Annotated in this window: 14 protein-coding genes; 6 read left to right on the top strand and 8 right to left on the bottom strand. The window is 40.8% G+C overall.

Annotated features, from left to right (window positions below; translation table 11 throughout):
• Positions 1-315: 315 nt before the first annotated feature.
• The 5 genes from H9631_RS03650 to H9631_RS03630 all read right to left on the bottom strand — a co-directional run bounded on the left by H9631_RS03650 (position 316) and on the right by H9631_RS03630 (position 6,617).
• Complete coding sequence (locus tag H9631_RS03650) at positions 316-1,716, bottom strand: hypothetical protein (protein WP_191810048.1); 1,401 nt, start codon at positions 1,714-1,716, stop codon at positions 316-318.
• A gap of 18 nt (positions 1,717-1,734) precedes the next feature.
• Positions 1,735-2,883: an iron-containing alcohol dehydrogenase gene (locus H9631_RS03645; protein WP_191810046.1), complete on the bottom strand. Its 1,149-nt coding sequence runs from the start codon at positions 2,881-2,883 to the stop codon at positions 1,735-1,737.
• A 174-nt stretch (positions 2,884-3,057) separates the two neighbouring features.
• On the bottom strand, positions 3,058-4,635 hold the full coding sequence (locus H9631_RS03640) for a sigma-54 interaction domain-containing protein (protein WP_225220832.1): 1,578 nt from the start codon (positions 4,633-4,635) through the stop codon (positions 3,058-3,060).
• Between the two features lie 142 nt (positions 4,636-4,777).
• The gene (locus H9631_RS03635; protein ID WP_191810044.1) at positions 4,778-5,329 is read right to left on the bottom strand and encodes a DUF420 domain-containing protein; all 552 of its coding nucleotides are present in this window, start codon (positions 5,327-5,329) and stop codon (positions 4,778-4,780) included.
• A 334-nt stretch (positions 5,330-5,663) separates the two neighbouring features.
• On the bottom strand, positions 5,664-6,617 hold the full coding sequence (locus H9631_RS03630) for an AEC family transporter (protein ID WP_191810042.1): 954 nt from the start codon (positions 6,615-6,617) through the stop codon (positions 5,664-5,666).
• Positions 6,618-6,700: 83 nt separating this feature from the next.
• On the opposite strand from H9631_RS03630, the gene H9631_RS03625 reads away from it, so the two are divergent.
• Both H9631_RS03625 and H9631_RS03615 read left to right on the top strand, forming a co-directional pair.
• Positions 6,701-7,936, top strand: coding sequence for a hypothetical protein (locus H9631_RS03625; RefSeq protein WP_191810040.1), 1,236 nt, complete (start codon positions 6,701-6,703; stop codon positions 7,934-7,936).
• 485 nt (positions 7,937-8,421) lie between these two features.
• The gene (locus tag H9631_RS03615; protein ID WP_191810036.1) at positions 8,422-9,279 is read left to right on the top strand and encodes an AraC family transcriptional regulator; all 858 of its coding nucleotides are present in this window, start codon (positions 8,422-8,424) and stop codon (positions 9,277-9,279) included.
• 145 nt (positions 9,280-9,424) lie between these two features.
• Here H9631_RS03615 and H9631_RS03610 read toward each other — a convergent pair whose 3' ends face one another.
• Together H9631_RS03610 and H9631_RS03605 are read right to left on the bottom strand one after the other, a co-directional pair.
• A complete protein-coding gene (locus tag H9631_RS03610; RefSeq protein ID WP_191810034.1) occupies positions 9,425-10,273 on the bottom strand; it encodes a hypothetical protein in 849 nt (282 codons plus the stop codon).
• Positions 10,266-11,150, bottom strand: coding sequence for a WD40/YVTN/BNR-like repeat-containing protein (locus tag H9631_RS03605; RefSeq protein ID WP_191810032.1), 885 nt, complete (start codon positions 11,148-11,150; stop codon positions 10,266-10,268). Before H9631_RS03605 ends, H9631_RS03610 begins: the two co-directional genes overlap by 8 nt.
• Positions 11,151-11,272: 122 nt before the next feature.
• Here H9631_RS03605 and H9631_RS03600 point away from each other — a divergent pair, with 122 nt between their 5' ends.
• Positions 11,273-12,145 carry a hypothetical protein gene (locus H9631_RS03600; protein ID WP_191810030.1) on the top strand — a complete coding sequence of 291 codons (873 nt, stop codon included), beginning with the start codon at positions 11,273-11,275 and terminating at the stop codon, positions 12,143-12,145.
• Between the two features lie 69 nt (positions 12,146-12,214).
• On the opposite strand, the gene H9631_RS03595 is transcribed toward H9631_RS03600, so the two are convergent.
• A complete protein-coding gene (locus tag H9631_RS03595; RefSeq protein WP_191810028.1) occupies positions 12,215-12,607 on the bottom strand; it encodes a thiol-disulfide oxidoreductase DCC family protein in 393 nt (130 codons plus the stop codon).
• 715 nt (positions 12,608-13,322) lie between these two features.
• Between H9631_RS03595 and H9631_RS03590 the strand changes: the two genes are divergently transcribed.
• The 3 genes from H9631_RS03590 to H9631_RS03580 all read left to right on the top strand — a co-directional run bounded on the left by H9631_RS03590 (position 13,323) and on the right by H9631_RS03580 (position 21,639).
• Positions 13,323-15,839 (top strand): FIMAH domain-containing protein, encoded by a 2,517-nt coding sequence (locus H9631_RS03590; RefSeq protein WP_191810026.1) that lies wholly within the window; start codon positions 13,323-13,325, stop codon positions 15,837-15,839.
• Between the two features lie 264 nt (positions 15,840-16,103).
• Complete coding sequence (locus tag H9631_RS03585) at positions 16,104-17,324, top strand: M28 family peptidase (RefSeq protein WP_191810024.1); 1,221 nt, start codon at positions 16,104-16,106, stop codon at positions 17,322-17,324.
• 442 nt (positions 17,325-17,766) lie between these two features.
• A complete protein-coding gene (locus tag H9631_RS03580; protein WP_191810023.1) occupies positions 17,767-21,639 on the top strand; it encodes a M28 family peptidase in 3,873 nt (1,290 codons plus the stop codon).
• Positions 21,640-22,099 lie beyond the last annotated feature (460 nt).

Raw genomic sequence — 22,099 nt, 5'->3', positions numbered from 1 at the left:
TTGTTTGAGTCCAGTATTTTGGAGGAAGTCGATAGTATTGTTTCTTATTTAGACAGTAATCCATCGAACTAGGAAAGTACTATTTCCTTCAACCCGTATTTCAATCAAAACACCCTTTATACTTCATCGGAGAGGGACTGACAGGCTACCCAAGGCAAGGCTATTTAGGAGCAAGACGTCACCAATACAAAATCAGCCGAAGAAAAACGTTTTCTTCGGCTGACCTATTTTAAGGGATTTTAGATGCCATCATGTGAAGGTATCTAAAAAGGTCTATATTTACAGTTTCCCAATCCCATATTTTGTAATGAAATTTTATACACTTTCTTCATTTGGGGCTTTGGAATCTTCTTTTACATCTTTTGCAAAGGTTCCATCATTTTCCCCTTTAAAGAACTGTTTTCCATAAATTAATAGACATAGGAGAATCCCGGCAGCAAATGCCCAAGTCGCCCCTTTTGTTGCCAAGATGGCCCCGATAATACCTGCAACACCCAAGTCTCGCTGGCTATGTGACTCCATAATGCCAATTCTTACACTGACATATCCTTGGATTAAAAGGGTGAGTGCTAAAGCAACGCCTAAAATGGGTTCAAGAAGGCTGACAATTGGCATTAATAATAAAGCGGTATTGGTTCCCCAACGAAATGAGCCTGAACCGCCAAAAATGGAGTCCATTACCTTTTTGCCTTCTTTATAACGCTCAACGACTACAACCTGCATAGCTGCCCATAACGGTCCAGACATTGTGACATCAGGCCCCAAAATACTCATAATTGAATTTCGGGAGCCGAAAATAAGGTGTGCTCGGTTTGGATTGTAATCAATTTTTTCATCTGGTCTAAGCTCGTCTGCTTCATCAATTAAGGCTTTACTCTGCAATACGTCTCCGAACAATACAATGTAAGTGGCCAACACTGTAGGTAAAGCAGTCAGGAACATTTCCAGTGGCGGAAATCCCAATCCAAATACGGTGTATTCACTCCACAAAACAGCAAAGTCAGGCTTGGTGAATCCCCACTCAATTGTAGGCCAAGGAGCTTCTTTAAAAATCGGAGCAATAAATACAGCTAAGGTGATAATAGGGAATATGCCTAGTTTAGCTAAGAGCTGAAGGGATTTATTCCGATTTTTGATTGAGTTAAAATGTCTTGAAAATAGTAAATAAAATGCGATTCCGATTGTAATTGTGATCGTCCAAGGAAACGACTCAAAACGTCCACCGGCTTGAAAAACTGAGATGACTGCGGCAAAGCCGGCACCTAAAATAATACCGGATTTCATTGCCGGTGGCACTAGGTTGACTACCTTACTTGCTAAGCCTGTCGCACCCAAAAAGATTGATAAAATTCCCAACATTAATTGGAAGGATATTAATGCATATACACGCTCGGGTCCTTCCGGAAACGCTGACACATAAGCCATAATTAAAGGGATTGCCGGTGTGATCCAACCGGGAATAACCGGGTCCCCCAGTAGGTGGTGGGTGAGATAGAAAAGTCCGTTTAACATAACAACGGCAAGTGCTGCTTCAAATGGCATCCCCAGTAATTCTACCAATAACGGAATTGCTGCTAAGTCTACAGCACACATCAGCAATCCTTGTACATAATCAGGCCATTCAAATTTATAATGAATAAATGGGAGCCTTAATTTAAAAGGCCCCATTGGAATGAACGGCGATTCCTCACCGTATTGTCGGTTTTTCCACTGCATGATTAATCCTCCTACTTCTTAATACGCTTCCTTGTAAATTTCAAATATATCTTGTTTTGTTAATACGCGGGGGTTATTTTTTAATAACCGGTCAATTTGACTTGCGTCCTCAGCCATCTCCTCCAAGGCATCTTCAGGAATGTCAAAAGATCTTAAACCATCTGGAATCCTGACAGCTTTACACAAATCCCTCATTCTATTTACAGCTTGATCTGCTGCCTCCATATCTGATAAATGCCCTGTTTGTATACCTAAAGCTTCGGCAATATCTCTGAATCGTTCTAAGCAGCTAATTTTATTCCACTCCATTACATAAGGAAGTAGAAGAGCATTACTGATACCATGCGCAATGGAATATCGACCGCCTAATGGATAAGCAAGTGCGTGAACGGCTCCTACGCCAGCATTCCCGAATGCCATTCCTGCCATTAGACTTGCAGTAGCCATCATTTCTCTTGAATGGATATTATTAGGGTTGGTATAAGCTTTTGGTAAATGAACTGCGATCAGTTTCATTGCATGTAAAGCCAAAGCATCTGTAATCGGCGAACGATTAATAGAAATATAAGCTTCAATCGCATGTACCAATGCATCTATTCCACTGGCTGCTGTAACAGATGGAGGCATGGATATCGTCATTTCAGGAGAGACTATAGCCACATCAGGAAGTAAAAAGTCGCTTACTACACCTTTTTTCAGCTGAGCTTTTTTATCGGATAAAATAGATATATTTGTTACTTCTGAGCCTGTACCGGCGGTTGTTGGGACCGCAATGATTGGTGCCCCTTTAGCAGGAACTAAATCGGTTCCAACAATCTCCTCGCCACTTCCTTCATAATTAGAGAAAACTGATACCGCTTTCGCGATGTCGATAGCACTTCCGCCTCCGATAGCAATAACACCGTCGTGCTCTCCTTTAATAAATACTTTTGCACAATCTTCAGCTATGGAAAATTCAGGCTCTGGTAGAACTCCATCAAAAATATCGAAGTTAACCCCTTCCAGTAGGTCAGTTACTTTTGCAACGGTTCCTACTTTTACTAAAATTTTATCTGTGATGATAAGAGGGTTTTTAACTTGAAGTCTTTCCAACTCTTCGGGAATACGTGATGTAGCGCCCTCTCCAGTGATTAATTTATTTGCAATTTTGAATGAAGATATACTCATGAAGATCATACTCCTTTTTTATTTCGTATAGAGGTATTCTTTTTGCAAGAAGTGTGCCAATATACAAGAATCCTTTCATATCAATATAAATGGCAAGGAAGATTCACTTCCTTGCCATTTATAGGACAAAATTGATTCGTTTTATAATCTATTTTGGGTTGTTTGATTATTTATTTAATCAAGTTGTTGCCACCTTTTCATTTTTTGAACAATAGTTGGCTGACTGATTTGGAGTACCTCCGCCGCTTTCCGAGTTGTTTTATATTCCTTCATTGCTTTCAGGATATAATGCTTTTCAACCCGCTCAACGGCATCCTTCAAAGGGATAATTTCTTCTCCCAATAAACTTTGATCATGCTTGGCATCTCTAATTTCAATTGGCAAGTCTGAAACGTTCATTTGATCTTTTGCAGCCATAATCATCATTCTCTCGATTACATTCTTTAATTCACGGATATTACCCGGCCAAGCATAATGCTGTAATAATTCTAAAGCTTCTACCGATATATGTTTGTTCCAGCCATATGAGCGGTTAAGGTCGTCGATATAATGTTCGATAAGCAATAGCAACTCTTTTTTTCTTTTACGGAGTGGGGGTACTTCGATAGGGACAACATGTAGACGATAAAATAGGTCCTCTCTAAATTTCCCCTGATTGACTAATTCCCGCAAGTTTTTCAATGTAGCGGAAATAATCCGTATATCTATCTTTTTTACTTTTGTTGATCCGATCGGAATGAAAGCTTGGTCTTCAATCACTTTTAGAAGCTTGGCTTGAATTTCTAAAGGCAATTCTCCAATTTCATCTAAAAACAAGGTGCCGTTATGGGCGATTTCAAGCAATCCTTTTTTTCCCTTAGCAAGGGCACCTGTAAAGGCGCCAGGCTCATAGCCGAATAGTTCAGCTTCTATTAAACTTGGAGGAAGGGCTCCGCAGTTTAATTCTAGGAATGGGGCGTGCTTGCGGCTTGAATTGTCATGAATGTATTTGGCGACAACGGATTTACCAACACCCGTTTCTCCCTGCAGCAGCACTTTGGCATTCGTCTTTGCCACTTTCTCGGCTACCAAAAACATTTCTCTAGATTCCTCGCTAATGATTAAAGGATCAGAGTGAACACCAGAGAGTTCTTTAGACACTTGCTTTAGTTCTTTTATTTTTTGAAGCTCCTCTAACTCCAGTTTTAAATGGAGCAGTTCCGTTACATCTCTTACATTAGTTACAACAAAGAGGACATCATTCTCCTCATTAAATACCGGCATTCCGGACACGATGATTTTTCTCTCCTGTTTAATCATCTGCATAAGTGTGATTGGACGTTTCTCTTTAATCACTTGTAATGAAACTGATTTATTTATCAAACCAGATGTCACAACATCTTTCATATGAAGGCCTATGAGTTCTGCTCTGTTGAGCCCGGTAATTCGTTCATATGCTTTATTTACTTTTACAGTAACTCCGTTGCCATCAGTGATATATATGCCGTCATAGAGAGAGTCTATCAATTTACCAAAAATAGGACTTTCAATCATTTTGATATACTCTTGATTGTCGATTGATTTTGAGGGAGGGATGTCAGTGATAATATCTATGATTTCCTTCATCTTTATCGATCCGTCACCTTCCGTAATTGCTTTTAATAGCTCCGCGGCTGTTGGCAATTCTTCATGATCGTTTTTCATTTCCGTGATCTCACTATCATTTGAAAGGATTTGCGAAAGGACTTTTTGTAATGAATCTTTTTCGTGCAAAAAAGGGTTCCCTCCTTAGAAAGCCAATATGCTTTCATTCTATATTTCTATTATATCTCATGTGCTTTAAGCGTTAAGGATGTAATTCCAGGAAAAGAAAAAAATGCTTCCGTGAATTGGAAGCACTCTTTGCAACTCGATTTTAATAATATGGAGAAATCAGAATATAGACCAGTACGCCTGTTAGGCTTACATATAACCAGATCGGCATCGTCCAACGGGCGATTTTTCTATGACGGTCATTTTCCATGTTCCAAGCGCGTGCAACACTGGTAAGAGCGAGCGGCACAATAGCTGCAGCCAGTGTGATATGTGTGATTAAAACAAAATAATAAATACCTGCCAGCAGTCCTGACCCGCCATATGGTGTAGAGGGGGAAAGGAAGTGGAACGTCACGTATGTGATAAGAAAGAAAAATGTGGTGACGAAAGCCGCATAGATGAAACGACGGTGAACTTTGACATTGCGTTTCAGGATAGCGATCAATGCTCCTACTAGAAATAGAAAGGTGAAACTATTTAATATTGCGTTCAATAAAGGAAGAATCGTAACATCGAATGCATCGAAGTCCTCGATTCCAGGCATCCCGGCTAACACCCCGATCGCTCCGATCAGCACAACTGAAATTGTGATGATAGCAGGCCGATAGTTGCGTTTTACATGGCCGATAGATCCAAAATTATTATTGTTCATAGACGATACACTCCAATAAGAATTCATTTCGAATTAAGTGTATCATAACGGCATCTATACAGGGAAAAGTTCACAGTCTTTTTGATTTTTTTCTGCATCATATTTAACTTTATTCCGCAGAAGTCTCTCCTTTTGTATGCGGTGGGTTCAAACCCTGGTTGAATAAAGTTAGAGCCTCTGGTGGATGCCACAGATTTTTAGAGGAAGTTTATCTAGCGAAGTTCAATTAAAGCTGGGCGAAAATACGTCAAGGCACATTTAATGTAGTCCAGTGATTTTTTCATTGCATCTTAAGCTGAGTGCAGTGAGAAATATTTTTTCAGCCACCTATTCATTAGTGTGAAGCAAGGAATGGAGAAACATGAGTAATAAAGAGGTAGATGAGTGGAATCGTTATGATGCTAAGTGCAGTTGTTAGTAAAACTCCGAGTGAAGCAAGAAGTGAATCCCCACCGTACTTTTGTACGTATATGCAAATAGTCGGTGCGGAAGGCATGCCGGAAACAATGAAGGCGATTAATAGAACAGGAAACGGTACGGATAATACGGCGAATGGAAGTAACAGCAAGGGAAAGAAAAGGAGTCGTAAAAGGGATGATGTCCACAAGTAACCATTTTTGAGTGATAAGAAAAATGTTTTCATTTTCACATTGGCGATTAATGCCCCGACAAGAATCATGGACAAGGGAACTGTCATTTCTCCCACGGTTTTCAATGTTTCTGCTAAGAACATAGGCCACCTAAAAGGAAGAAATAAAAGAATGAGACCGACAGAAGTAGAGACGATTCCGGGATTCACAAGAACAGCTCTCCAGTTGATCTCACCTTTTTTTCTTGTGAAAAGATGAATTCCATATGCCCAGATAAAAACTAAATAACAGATATTAAAAATTGTAAGATAAATGATTCCTTTTTCTTCTAGTAGAATATAACTGATGGCATAGCCGATATAGCCTTGATTACCAAAAATCATCAGGCTTTCGTATACAGGCCTTTGTTCTGTCGGCAACTGAGTTTTTTTACCGAAATAAGACGCAATGATCGCAGAAATGATACAAACATAAGCAGACATTGCTATTAGCCAAATAAAATCTTCTATAAAACTAAGCGATAGCTCAATGTTCAGAGAATGTAAAATGAGGGCAGGTAGAGTGATGTATAATAGTACTTGGGTCAGTACAGATATTGACTCTTTGCCCAGTATATTCCTTTTTCTGGCGACCCAGCCTAAAATGGCGATACAATATAAAGTAAGCATTTCCTGGAAAAACACACTTGATGAGATCACCACCACCTCCCTGCTGTTTAGGATATGATGGGTTCTTGTCACTGGTTCGAAATGCAATTTCAAGGGAAAGCGAGGTTGATAATATGGTGAGGCGTTATTTGATACCATTCATCAGTTTTATTGGAACAACTCTTGTAATGATTGGTAAAAAATTTCAAACGAAGACCGCTTATCCGAAAAGCTTCCCGATTAAAGCGGTTGAGCATTCAACAAATGAAATCATTTTCTATTTTAAGAGTGTGAAGGGCCCATTTCGGATTTACAGGGAAGGACGGCTGATTTATGAAGGGACTGATGAAGTCTTTAGGGATAGTGAATTGGCTGCGGGGACTACATATCTTTATACAATTGAAATAGGCACGAGAAGAGGTTCGCCGGAACGGCTGAAAGTCCAAACTTCAACGGCGGTTGAATCCAGGGAATTAGAGAATGTAGTGAGAAATTGCGTTCAAACGACTATTATTTCGCGATCGTTGGTTGCACTGGAGTGGGATCCGATTGAAGGTGTTGAAGAATATCTTATTTATCGGAACGGCAAAAGGATCAGCAAAGTGGAAGAGCCCTTATTTGTTGATCGCTGGGTAAGAAGCCAGGTGGAATACACATATCGAGTATATGCTGAACGTCCGTTAACGTGGAAGCAAGATTCAGGTCATGAATCCAGAGTGATGCAAAGAAAGGTGAAAGAACAAAATGTAGCCATGGAAAAATTCCAAATGACGAAGGTACTTGAGCCGTTGGAAGAAATTTTAAAAGTTGAAGATCACTCACTTGAGAAAAGGGAATGGAAGTTTTTGTACAAAACGTTTGTATCTAAAAACTGGATAAAAAATTCGGATCATACATCTCCGTATCGCTATTTTAAAGGAGAAGGGCGTAGTTTTGACCCAACTTCTGAGGCTTATCGCTCGACGGCTGAAATTGTTGTAACAGCAGATGGATCTGAGGTCAAATTGAACAAAGATATAGGGAAAACGCATGGATATGGAATGCTCCGAAATTTGAAGGGGGAAGTGGTTCCTTCAGATGACGGCATCTTCTTGGAAGAAGTGGAAATAGAGAAGGAGAAAGCTTCCTTCGTATTGACGCATTCGGTTGAAGATCCTTTGGTTGATTTGCCCGCTGTCGATTATCAGGTTTGGGGAAAGTTTTTCCAGAGCGGATTTTATGATATTACCGGAGTGCATGAGCAGGCTCCCAATCATGAAATTTATTTGAAACACGGAATACAACGGTCGTGGACAACCCTTCACCAGTCCAAAGACGAAGGGAGAGAGTTGGCAGCTCCTATGCATTGGAGAATGTCGAATTTTAAATAGAGAGGGTTCGGATGATTGTCCGAACCTTTTAACTTTATTCAGCAGAAGTTTCCCATTTCTGTAAGTGGCGAGGTGAATGCATATTGGTATTCCATTCAGTGGGGGTTCAAACCCTGGCTGAATAAAGTCAAAGCCTCCGGCGGATGCCACAGATTTTCAGAGGAAATTTATCCATCGGAGCTCGATAAAATCTGGGCGCAAATACGCCAAGGCGCATTTGATCATTCCAGCGGTATCTTTCTTATAAAATCAGAATTAATATGTTGTTTCTTATTAGTGTCCAGCTCCAGGCAGCAGGAGCTCGAGGTCACAAGTCAAATGGCTGTGGTGGTTTAGGAGCTACCTCCTCGCCATTCGCCTTGTGCTTGTCGCCCCTGATCAGCCGCCTTGCGCTTTTCTAATATTGAGAGCTGACTTTAAGAAGCACAAAAAGTCATGAAGGGGATATATCGTGTTGTTAGTATGGTCATAAGGAGTTGATCAGCATGGCATTGATTGAATCTTTACAAAAGGCTATCGATTATATGGAGATTCATTTGTTGGACGCGTTGACAATCGAAGATATTGCGAAACAGGCGAATGTGTCTGTTTTTCATTTTCAGCGTATATTTATGATTTTGACAGATATGTCTGTGGGAGAATATCTTCGAAAACGGCGTCTGACATTAGCAGCCCAAGAACTCTCTAGTACAGATAGCAAAATCATCGACCTTGCCTTTAAATATGGCTATGATACTCCTGAATCTTTCTCAAGAGCTTTCCGAAAACAGCACGGCATAACCCCGAGTGATGCCAGAAAAGGGAAAGGGAAGCTCCAATCATACAACCGTATGGCAATCCAGGTAAAACTGAAAGGGGCGGAACCGATGAATTATCGTATTGTAAAAAGAAGTGCATTTAAAGCAGTAGGAATTAAACGGGAGTTTCAATGCTGGGATGAAATTGGAATACCAGGAGTTCCTGAATTTTGGGAAGAAGTAAACAACAATAAGGAAAGTACAAAATTATTGCAATTAAACGATGGGCAGATCAAAGGTTTGCTAGGCATTTGCTCTAACTTTAACATGGAGAATAACACAGTTGATTATTGGATTGCAGTGGAACATAGTGGAGAAAAATCTGACGGATTTTCAACATTTCATTTCCCGGCAGCCAAATGGGCGGTTTTTGAGGCCAAAGGACCTGTCCCGGATTCTATCCTCGCCACGACGAAACAAATATATTCAGAGTGGTTTCCTTCAAATGGCTACGAACCGGCTAAAGTAGCTTCCATTGAGGCATATATAGATATAAATCCTTATAGGGAAGATTCTTATCATGAGATTTGGGTAGCAATTAAATAGTTCTTAAAAAAGCTGCTGGCAGTGGGGATTCCTCCAACAGCAGCTTTTTCATGTTCGTTTGCTCGAAAATGTACGGATATTCTGGTTGTGCCAGTATGAATTCAAAAATTAGATGGCTATCGGTCAGCTCGGTGCTTTACTTTTTTTAAGGACCAACATACTTTAAAATAACGGGTTTGGATGTCTCCATTGTTGGCTTGTAAATGATGATGTCTCCGATTGGCGGCGCAAGTTCTTCAGATTGGACTTTGAAATTTTCAGCAAGGGCAATAGTCCATATGGCTTCATCATTATTAACCAACACTATCGCTAACGTTCCGAATTGTACGACTTGATTCCAGTTAAATGTCTCCATTTCTCCTGGATGAATGACCCTGATTCCTGACTGATCACTTATGACCTTTATATCACCACCAGACCACTGCCCGTAGATCGATGGGCCAACGTAATAATAGCCTCCGCTGCCACGGTCTCCGTATGTACCTATGTATTGGTGAATGCTCTTATCGGCCGCTTGATAGGTGACAGCTGCCACATCGTTGGTCAGCCACATCACCTTAAAATCGCCGGCTGCTTTGAAGGGCAAGCTTTCTTTTGGCCGGGAAAGGGCGTGAAAATACGTTCTATAAAAGGTTGCCTGCTTCGTTTCTTTATTTTCTTTGATGGATAAAACATGCTTTAAATCTGGAGAAAGACCGACAACATTATGCGTTTTAGTTTGATCCATAGCGAGAAGAATGACATTGGTTAAAATGAATAGTGCGATGAATGCGCCACTAAATAGTTGCGGTTTTTTTCCAATTTGCAGTAGGAGTAGGATCGCCAGCCAAAGAAAGAGTGCACTCAAAATGTTGATCAAAAAGAAAAGCCGGTTATCAGTGTATTCAATCTGATAATGGGCATGTAAAAATAAGAAAGACATTTGAAAAAGGAAGCATCCTATGGAAAGAAGAAATAAAAACCATCCCCCAATTTTTTTCCTAGTTTTATTCATCAAGCTGAACCTCCCTGTCAAATTCCCATGTTTTTCCCTCATCTTTTGAAAGAAACTTTCCTTTTACCTTCCCACCTAGATAATCGCCGTTAGAACCTTGGTTTATTAGCATTGCCAAGTCATTTCCGTCTTTGAAAGGTGCTTCGGCTATCACAAAAATTTTATTATACTTCTTAGGAATCCGTATTTCCGTTTTACTCCAATTAGCTCCGCCATCCTTTGTCACATGAAGATCTGGATGTTCAGGGTTTAGGATGCCAAATGATAAAAAGCCTGTCTGCTCATTGGTGAAGCCGCCATCGGCTACCAATCTTGTGACATTAGTATTATTCGTTTCATTCCAGCTTTTCCCACCGTCATGAGTTAAAAAGACACTCGACATCTCTTGTGACATTGTACGATCACCAGAAATGATGACATAACCAAAGTGTTTATTTATAAAAGCGATTTTTCGAAAACGAATGGGTGGATAGTGTTCGGAAATAACTGTCTTCTGCCAGGATTCACCTTGATCAGTGGAGGATAACATTTTGATGGTGTCATTTTCATAATACAGGAAGGCTACCCTTTTTTTCGTAAGGATATAGCTATTCTCAATCAGTTCCTCTTTACTTCCAGTGTACTCCCCATTAAAAAGTACCTCTTTTTCTATGGGAATGGGGAGCCAGTTCTTTCCTTTATCAAAAGTGATGCTGACCTCATCGTTCTGCAGTGAATAATCAATTGTTTCGTTGGCATAGAGCGGCTGTGTCGCAGGTGCTGCTTGGTCATTTGGTTCTTGTACTTCAGCATGTTTGGAAGGCATCTGGTAAAAAAATAATCCGGCAATCAAGCCAACTATTATGAGCGTAGCTATACTGAGGACTATATTTTTCATTGGAGAATCTCCTTGTTTTTTTAGGTTATGACCAGTTTAACAAAAGGCCGCTGCTGGTGAATATAGGAGAAAAAAACTACAATAGATAAGTAATATCCCCGATTGCTTTTTAGTCGAAAGAGGTGAATGAAATAAAAAAGTTCGTAGGAATTATATTAATTGTCTTCAGTGCATTATTGGCTTTCGCCGCTCTATTGGAGTTTGAAGAGAATCCGATTGTTGCCATCCTTATCTTGATTCTCACCAGTCTCCCGATTTATTTGCTAGGTCAAGGAATGCGGACATCCTGGATAGATTTCAAGAGTAAGGTGAAGCAGTGGCTAGCCATTTATGTATTTTGTACGATAATTGTTCCGCTCATATTTTATTCATATGAAACTTATGAAGGGCAAAAACAAAAAGCAATGACAGATGGAAAATATCTTTTATATGAACCGGGGGCCAGTGAGCTCGGTTCACTTTCTCTTATCTTTATGATAGCATTTCTTTTATTCATAGCGATTCGTTTTTTCAGCCCTGACATAAGGAGAAAACGCCTTTTGAACGGAATGATTGTTGGAACTGTTTTTTTATACGGGGGCTTTCAATATATCATGTGGTCCGATTACCGAGGGGTCCATCAGGAGCTTGGACTTGTTTCACAGTCTTGGAATGGAAAGCGGACAGTCCAATCATTCGATGAAATTAAGGGGATCTACGTACAGCCATCCTTGCATAGAGGGAAACTGAGTGATTCAACTGACGAGACAGAGTTTATATGGAAGCTAATCTTTGTTGATCAGTATAACGAGAAAGTTCAATATCAATTTCAAAGTCTATCAAGAGATTCATTGGAGGCAGCTCAGCAGATTAAAGAAGTCGCTCAAGATAGGCAAATTCCGTTTCAGGTTAATGAGATGAACGACGAAGTTTTAAAGTGGTTTAACTTGGAGCTGGAACTTCAAGAATTGAACAAGGAGCCATTTTATCAATTCTTTGAGTTGGATATTAGTTAGGGTACCTATACTGAGTTTGAGGGGGTATGCTCTGGTTCAGGTCAAAAGGAGCCTTCTCTCTTTTACTAATTAAGATAAGAACCTTCTGCGCACTTCTGGAGATGGAAGGATACAGGTGTCTTTTTTTCCGAACCAGTTGTAGCGATTTCTGGCTAAAACATCATAAATAAAATTCCGTGCTGAACCCGGAAGGATGATTAGTATATAAGCCAACTTCCAAAGCCCTTTCAAATGTCGGCAGATTCTTAGAGCCGCATCTGATTTGCAATAGGTCTTATCTTCTTCGATCAAAACGATACTGTCTACATCGGCTGAAAAATGGTATTGCTTCAGCAGCTTTTGTCCAATATCGCTTTGTAGTGGAGCAAAGCGGAATTTTCCTTTAGGATCATTTTTTATGATAAACTGCACGCTTGCATCACAGAAATTACAAACGCCGTCAAATAATACGATGGGATTCACATAGATTCCTCCTAATCGTAGTCTCTCCTTATTTTAACCTTGTTCACTTGTGAAACATAACGTTTTTCATGAAAATGGTTTTATGTGTGATTATTCGGTTCAAACATTTGCAGCACGAAGCAGATCCACAAGATTTTGATTTATGCAGTCTTCGTTTTGATCGTTCCGTTTACATCATTCAATGAGTTTTAAACCCCGGCTAAATAAAGTTAGAGCCTCCGAAGGGTGCCTCAGATTTTATCGGCCTAAACTATATTATATTCTACAAATTCGATAACAATCCTACAGTTATTGATGACATTTTCTAAATGTTTCCCGATTTGCTCTTACTTCGGATATTCTTTATAGGCAATTTTACCTTTTTATTCCTACAAAAATTAAGGGGAAACTACCTAGAGAAGAGTTGTAATTTCCAAAAGTTTGATGCTTTAGGATGATTTTTTTCTTTAAATAAAATAAATAGAGAAAATATTCTAAAAATACTGTTATAATGTCAATTAATGCAAAAAGAATATGAAACCAGAAGATAAAATTAGTCGATAGATGCTGAGAGCTAGCTATTTGAGTAATTTTATAGTTTACAAGACTTTTTACGTGTTAGATGTTCTGTCAAAAAAAGGGGGGATTCAATTTGGCTAAATAGGGCTCGGTTAGTGGGGTAAACAGGATTATTTAAGTCGGAATATTCAGTTATAAGGAAGGGTAGGGAAAGCTTATGAAAAAGCATTTATTTGCTCCATTGATTGTATTCATGATGGTTTTTTCTTTTCTCGCACCAGTCTCGCAAGAAGCAAAGGCTAATGCTGTTGCTTATACGCCAGTTCCGTATGAGGAAATATTGCCCATTCTTGAAAGGCATGTAAAAGAAAGTGAACGTGTAACGTTGGATGTCATTGGTCAATCTTCGATGGGACATGATCTTTACAGCATAGTAATTGCTGAATCAGCCGAAGACATTAATCAATCAAAAAAATTGAGGGAATTAATGGTGACTGACCCAGCCAAAGCAAAAGAATTTGTCGCTGAGAATCCTGATGTTAAAGTTCCAATTTTAATTAATGGGTCTATTCATGGTAATGAAGAGCCGGGTGTTGATGCAATCCTAAAGTTAATTGATCGTTTCGGATACGAAGATGATGATGAGACAATGAGTATCTTGGAAAATAACATACTTATTTTCAATGTTGTCCAAAATCCTGACGGGCGTATTCTTGGAACACGAGCAAATGGTAACGGATTTGATGTCAATCGTGATTTTGTGACGCTTTCACAGCCGGAAACCCACGCTACGGTAGAACTAATGAAAGAATGGGTTCCCATGGTCTTTTTGGACTTACACGGATTTGTTGTGCGATCTAATCGGACCCCGGGGCTGATTGAGCCTACGACAAGCCCGCATAACCCAAATACTGAACATGATTTGTATTTGAAGTGGGCTATGCCGCAGGCAGAAGCAATGGAAGCGGAACTGGTGGCAAATAAGGATAAATTTGAAACTGACTTATATAAAAATATGGAGGGGACCCATATTCCTTATCGTGATGCGGAGGACGGGTGGGATGACTATCCGCCAATCTTTGCTCCAGGACATGGAATGTATCACGGTGCCTATGTTTCCACACTTGAAACACCAAACAAGACACAAGACGGAGTGGAATGGCATTATCAGGCTGTAATGGGAGCTTTGAAGTATGCTGTAAAAAATAAAGTGGGAATGCTGGAGGATCAGATAGAGGTGTTCAGGCGCGGTGTTGAATTTGATCATCCGGATCATGCACCAGGATTTTTCCCTAGGTCGTATGTATTGCCAGTTGATGATACAGATCCTTCTGCAACAGTGAAAACAGTGAATCATCTTCTGAAATACGGTGTAAAGATTCACCAAGCAGAAGGTACTGCTTTGATTGATGGCAATAAATATGATAAGGGAACATACATTATAAATCTTAACCAGGCAAAAGCTGGATTAGTAAATGCACTGCTTTGGGACGGCGAAGATATCAGTGATCGTGTAGGAGCTATGTATGACATTTCTGCGTGGAACCTGCCAGAGTTATGGGGATTTGAAGCGATTCCTACCGATTCTGATATTGACGTTCCAATGGAAGAAGTGAATAAGGCGGTTGAAGAAGGCAAGTTAATCGGCGCAGGCCCTTACGAAATTACAAACAGCTCTGTCGGAGCGATAGCCCTTGTCAACAGGCTGATTCAAAGCAATATCCCTGTTTTAAAGGGGGAAAATGGCCATTTTTATGTCGAGCAGGGAAGCGCCTCCTTATCCAATGCGGTGAAAGAATCAGGTCTGGCATTAATGAGCAAGCCGGTGTCAGCAAAGGCTAAGAAGTTAGAAAGAGTCAATGTCGCCATTTTAAATGATGGCGGTCAACACGGAGTTAGAACAGCACTTAAACAGCTTGGCTTTGATGTGACTGAGCTCAGAGATCAGGATATTGAGGCTAACGGATTGGCAGGGTTTGATGTTCTTGTGGCCAACGGTTCGGGCATTGTCAAAAATGACGCCTATAAAAAAACGATACATGAGTTTGTTTCTAATGGAGGAAAATATATCGCCATCGGTGCCAACGCATCAAAGGCTGCTGTACAGCTTGAATTGACTGAAGCGACGGTAAACAGCGGTGGAACGAACAGCAACGGGATCGTCGATGTACTCTATGGGGATACATCCATCACTGCTAGTTATAAGGAACAGGATATTGGGTTCGTTTATAATCCAGTCTGGTATACGAGTGTTGAGAATGATAGAGTAGCAGCTTCATTTGGAGAAGGAAAATTCTTCAAAGCCGGATTCTGGAAGAATCCTCAGCCTGCACAGGGACAGCCGGTCATCATCAAAGGGGCTGATCCTGGAGTTACATTATTTGGGATGGAAGTTGGATTCCGTGCGCATCCTGAATATCTCTACAGGCTTCTAACAAACGCGATTTATCCGGGAGAAGAAACGATTTTAACAACCGCCGCAGGGACAAAGGCCCGTGTGGAACGTTATGCGAAAGAAGGAGCATTTAAAAACGACGAGGATGCACGTGCCTTGACCACCCATTTGACGGCAGTCAACTTGTATGAGGAAAAGAGGCAGGCTGATAAGGTTGTCAAGCATATGGAAGGTTTTGACCAGCTGCTTGAGCATCAGAAAAACAATGGGTTGGTTTCTGAAAAAGTGTACCATTTATTAAAGTCTGATACGAATGCACTAATCAAGAAATGGGAATAAATCTCATTGAATATTAATGATAGCTTGAAAGTGTAATAACAGGGTTTAAACGGTACTTTATTTTTGATGAAAATTTACTACTTCTCATGACCTAGAATAGATGTGCAAGCATTACCATTTCTGTCAATACGAAACTGAACATAATGCTATCAAGACACTAGTTGGTTGCATGAACTCTACAGACAGGGAAGGCCAAGCAAAAGCTTGTACTACAGACATTGTGAGGAAAATAAAATTTATTAATTTAAGTGGGGGTGGGCATGTATGAAGGGAATCAAACGGTACTGGATTATTGTTTTCATCATGACCTTTGGGGTTGTCTTCAAAGCTTCTTCAGCGCAGGCCATAGTAGATAAAGAGTACGGCAGCATTGCTTTACAACACTTATCGTATTTGTCACAAAATATTGGTGAGCGGGTTGCTGGAACAAAAGGTGAGGAACAGGCACGGGATTATCTATTTCAAGCCTTTGAGGATCTTGGTTACGATACCGAAATCCAAGCATTTTCCTATACTAACAGAGGAACAGCTGTAGAATCTGCCAATGTCATCGCGACCAAACGAGGCAGTTTAAAAGAGGAAATCATTATTGGCGCTCACTATGACTCGGTACGTGGTGTGGAAGGTGTTGAGGATAATGGATCAGGTGTTGGTGTTATGCTGGAGACAGCCGAAAGGGTCAAGGATTTGCAAATACCGTATACGATCCGTTTTATCGCTTTTGGTGCAGAAGAATCAGGCCTCAGAGGTTCGAATGCATATGCGGCTAATATGAATGCCACAGATATTGCCAACGCGAAAGCTATGATCAATCTGGACAGTCTGATAGTCGGAGACAATATGTACGTTTATGGAGGATTGGGTAAAAAAGGCTTTGTAAGAGAATTGGCTTTGGATATTGGGAAAGAAATCGGGATCGGCCTTCAAACAAATCCCGGATTGAATCCAGACTATCCAAAAGGGACAACTGGAGATTGGAGTGATCACGCACCATTCCATCAAAAAGGTATTCCATATGGGTATCTCGAGTCTACCAATTGGGAAATCGGAGATTTGGATGGATATACACAAACAGAAAAGCATGGCGGGGTTTGGCACGATCCATCTAAGGATAATATGCAGTTTATTCTTTCTGAATTTCCGGAGCGTATGGAAAGACTGAATTCATACTCGCAAATTTTAACCAAGCTAGTTCTTCAGTTGGGTGCGGCAGAGCCATCAAGTTTAGAGCATCTGAATAGGCTCATTGAGTATGCCCGAGATGAGGGCGGAATTACAAATGACGTGACTGCTCGAGTCTTAACTATCCACTTGACGGCAGTCAAACATTATGAAGATAAAGGCTCAATGGATAAAGCGGCGAAGCATATGAACGGATTTGTCCAATTGCTTGAACATCAAAAAAAGGATGGGCAGATATCTGATAAGATGTATCACATTCTAAAAGCTGATTCAATGGCCTTAGAGCAAAAGTGGGACAAATGATTATTTTCCCCTTGCATCCTTTCGTGCAAGGGGTTTTTATGCGAAATTTGATTTAACTTCAGTCATCAGAAGTCTACCTATTAGTATTCCATTGGGAGGCACATCCCGACTGAATAAAGTTAAGCATCCGCCGGATGCCATAGATTTTCAGAGGGAATTTATCGAGCAGAGCTCGATAAAATCGGTGCGCAAATACGCCAAGTATATTTAATTAGCACTGATTTCAAAAAATAGACTAGACGTTTTACCTACAGCCGATATTTTTTTCTTGTGTTTTTTCACCTATCCAAAGAAGGGACTATCATTCTTTTTTCCTTGTGAATAAGTCGGAATTTTCTATGAATACATTTCTTAGGCACTGTTTTTTATCGGAATAGATAAATTTTTCTGAATTTAATGATATAATCTCCTCTAGTTAGACAAATTCTAAGGGGAGGTTTAAATGAGGATAAAAAAATTCACGTCTCGAATGCTTGCTGTATCCAGTGTTATGGCCTTGACGATGATTTCTTTCGGAGTTCAGCCAATTTCCGCGGTGTCCAAGGAACCAGAAAAGAAAGTCGAGTTTGAGAGAGAGATGTCACTCGTCGAAACGATTCTGCCGGATCGGAAAGTCTTAGATGATTTGGTCATGAAAGGAATTGATATTGCAGGATTAAATGACCGGAACGGTGACATTGAAGTGCAGTTAATTGTAAGCGAAGCTGATATTAAAATGTTAAAGCTGCAAGGATTGAAAGTGAAGACGATCCAGACTGCTCAGGAGGCAAACGAGAAATTAAGAAAACAGGAAAGGAAACTGCAGAGGATTCAGCAGGAAGACAAGCTGAAAGTTTTTCGGGCGGATTATTTTAAAAATCAGTCAGGGACCTTTTTATACCTGGAGGTTAAATCAAGTGTTGGTCAAGACGCTGCGATGACGGCTGAATGGACAAATGGCAAAGGGGAAAAAGAAACGGGCTCCATGACTAGAAAAGTCGATGCTGGAGAATACCTCTATCATTATATCTTAACGGATATCGATGCAGTTCCGGAAAATGTGACGATCACTACAAAAGAAGGAGGAAAGGTAGAAACTAAACTAACCGAATGGATTGGCGATGGTACCCCTTCTGATGATGAATATTTCAGCGATTTTGTAGATCGCTACATGAACCCTACGGAAGTGACGGAGCGGGTTGAACAGTTGGCTAAAGAGTTTCCAGAATTGGCTGAAGTTGTCTCGTTGCCCCATAAAACAAATGGATACCGCCGTCATGCACAGGCAACGATTGGAAGTGCAGCAAATGCAGCTTTCGTTCTTACCTCAAAAGCTTGGGGGCATGAGGGAGGAAATGATATAAAGGTTGAGGTAAAATCAGCTGAAAAAGCAAATGCTAACTTGAAGGTGGAAGCAGATGGTGACCAGATTACCGTAATACTGGGAACGGATGGGGCAGCTAAGCCAAATAGTACATCTGTTGAAGTAATAGAGGCTATCAATAAGACAGTAGGTGATTCGGTAAGTGCAGAAAAATATAGAAATTCGGATGGAAAAGGGCTTGTTGAACCTCAATCTGGTATTTCTCTTTCCGATAATCTGAATGCACCTGAAGAGATTTCCAGAGACCCGTGGACAGTCAAAGCGATTCGGATTGGTAAAGTTCGTGATGGCTCTAAACCGGGGGTGCTAGGGTATTCGCAGGAGCATGCCCGTGAATGGGTGACTCCTCTTGTTTCAGTAGAAACTGCCGAGCGGTTGCTAAGAAACTATCATACTGATGAAAATACTAGGAAACTTGTAGATAATCTCGATATATTCATTGTGCCGAGTGTTAATCCGGACGGCGGACATTTCTCCTTCTATGATTATAATATGCAGCGGAAGAACTTAGTCAATCATTGTGGATCAGAAACATCTGATCCTGGGTACCGCAACTCGTGGGGAGTGGATTTGAATAGAAACTATAAAATCGGGACTGTGTGGGATGGCTGGATAGGCGGATCAAAGGACTGTCTTTCAGGTACGTACGCTGGTCCAGAGCCATTCTCTGAGTCAGAAGCACAGAACTTAAATTGGCTGGCTGAAGAGAACCCGAATATTAAGTTTGCGATGAATATTCATTCAAACGGCGGTTACTTCATGTGGTCACCTGGAGCTTATGATGGAAATCGTGTGACGTTGCCACGTCCAACTGCTGGGGAGGAAGCCTATTATTGGCAGGCATCTGAACATATTTTGAAGAAGATCAAAGAACATCGCGGAACAGTTATCATGCCTGGAAGGACAGGACCGATACCTGATGTATTGTATTCTGCAGGTGGTAACTCCGCTGATACACTTTGGTATGAACACGGCATTTATGCCTGGAACTTTGAAGTGGGGGCACCTTTGTGGGATGCCGCTACAAAGCGCTGGGTAAGTGTTGGCTTCCAACCTGAATTTGAGGAAGGGCATGCTGAAGCAATGGAATTTGCCAACGGGTTAATTGGAATGTTCGAAGTGGCACTTAATAATTTCAATGACGATGTGAGTCCAGAATCAAAACTTAATGTTGAAGCAGGGACATACAATGAACCTGTTGAAATCAAATTCGAGACTACTGAGCCTGCGACCATTTATTACACGCTGGATGGCTCCAAACCAACACTGAAATCCAAAGTCATTGGAGTTGCTGGTACGAGGGATGGGGCTGAAACCATAACGCTTGATGAAACAACAACAATTAAATGGTTCTCGGTGGATGCAGCGGGGAATATCGAAAATGGCTATGATCCAGACGGGAAAGAAAATAACTACAACGAAGCAAAGTTTGTTATTGATTATTTGCCAGATGGCGTCACTGCTGATGGTATGAAATCCCTCGTTGAGCGCTTTGAGAAAGAAGGAGAATTCGCCAGTGAAGTGGCTGCCAGGGCATTGAAAACCCACTTGACAGCAGTTGCATTATACGAGAAGCAAAACGATGCAGAAAAAGTAACGAAGCATATGAAGAGCTTCAATTTACTGCTTGAGCAGCAGGAGAAAGAAAAACTGACCAGCGGAAAAGTGGTCCGCATTCTCAAATCTTATTCAAATCAGCTGATTGAGAAATGGGATGCACAATTCAGCTCAGAGAAAGCGATGAAACATCTTCAGCATTTGAGTGTGGATATTGGACCAAGGGTCACTGGTACGGATGAGGAAAGGCAAGCAGTTCACTATATCCAAAATGAATTTAAAAAGCTGGGATATGACGTTTCTACTCAAGAATTTAGTATACCAGACCGCTTTGGCGGAGAATTAAAAGTGCTTTCCGATAATAATAAAAAGTTGAACATAGCAATTTCAACTGGATCTTCCCAAACGGATGAAAAAGGAATTACAGGAGATATAGTAGATTCTGGATTGGGTAAACCAGAGGAGCTTTCAGATGCAGAAGGAAAGATTGCGCTTGTTCAAAGAGGAGAACTTTCCTTTTGGGAAAAAGTTGAAAATGCAATGGAAGCGGGAGCCGCAGGTGTCATCATTTATGATAATACGGACAGTGCCTCCCCTATCAATCCGAGCTTGGGAAATAATAAGAGTACCATTCCTGTAGTCGGTATAACACAAGCAGACGGAAAGAACTTGCTTTCCAAAGCGTCTACTGGTGAGTTAAAGGTCAATCTAATGGTGCGTACTTTTACTAATCAAAAGTCGCAAAACGTTATAGCAGTAAAGAAACCGAAGGGAATTCCAAATCCGGAAATCGTATATATTACCTCGCATCATGACAGTGTAGCCGGTTCGCCGGGAGCCAATGATAATGGATCGGGGACTTCAACCATTCTTGAATTGGCCAACGTAATGAAGAATATACCCAATAATAAAGAAATCAGGTTTGTTACCTTTGGTGCAGAGGAGATTGGGTTAGTTGGATCTCGATATTACGTTAGCCAGTTGTCTAAAGATGAAATTTCCAGAAGCATTGCCAATTTCAATTTGGATATGGTTGGCACAAATTATGAGCCTGCTTCCCAATTGTATGTCAACACAGTTGATGGGAAGTCAAACACTGTGTGGCAATCAGTGAAAGCAGCTTCAGAAAGGCTGAATATAGATGACAATGTTCTGAACCTTTACCAATTCAGCAGATCAGACCATGTACCTTTCCATGAAGCTGGCATCGATGCAGCGTTATTTATTTGGATGGTACCTGGAACAGCTGGCTTGGAGCCTTGGTATCACACGCCGAATGACAAGATTGAAAATGTCAGCCCTGAGAGGATACAAATGGTAGGTAGCATTATACATTCAGCTGTAACAGAACTTGTTACTCAAAAACAGGGCACACAGTCGAAAAAAGCATCTTAGGCTTGGAGCATTTTAGAAAAAAGCATCGCAAAATCTGTTGGGACAAAAATAAAATCAGGGGACTGTTCCCCTGATTTTGTATTTGTTTAACTTCATTCAGCAGAAGTCCCTGACTTCTGTAAGTGGTGAAATGAAATTGATATTCCAATTCAGTAGGAGTTCAAACCGCGGCTGAATAAAGTTAAAGCCTCCGGCAGATGCCGCATCCAGCGTTTATCTACTAGCGGACATCGCTCCTCCTTCTACGATAAGTCGCCGTACGGGAAATCCTAGTGACATTGAAGCCTACAGGATGTGGCAGCCTATAGGGTCAAGATCAAGTACGGGTATGCGGCACTTCCTTCGTTGCAAAGCTGTATGAAGCATACTCGAAGCAGCTTTTCACCATGTAATTAAAATTATCATCCACGCTGTCCGCCTTTCATTTTGCAGCATTGCTTACAATTATTTCAGCCTTTTA

The sequence above is a fragment of the Bacillus norwichensis genome, assembly GCF_014836955.1.
Lineage (GTDB): Bacteria > Bacillota > Bacilli > Bacillales > Bacillaceae_C > Siminovitchia > Siminovitchia norwichensis.
Note: the sequence above shows the minus strand (reverse complement) of the source record. Positions and strands in the feature narration are given on the sequence as shown.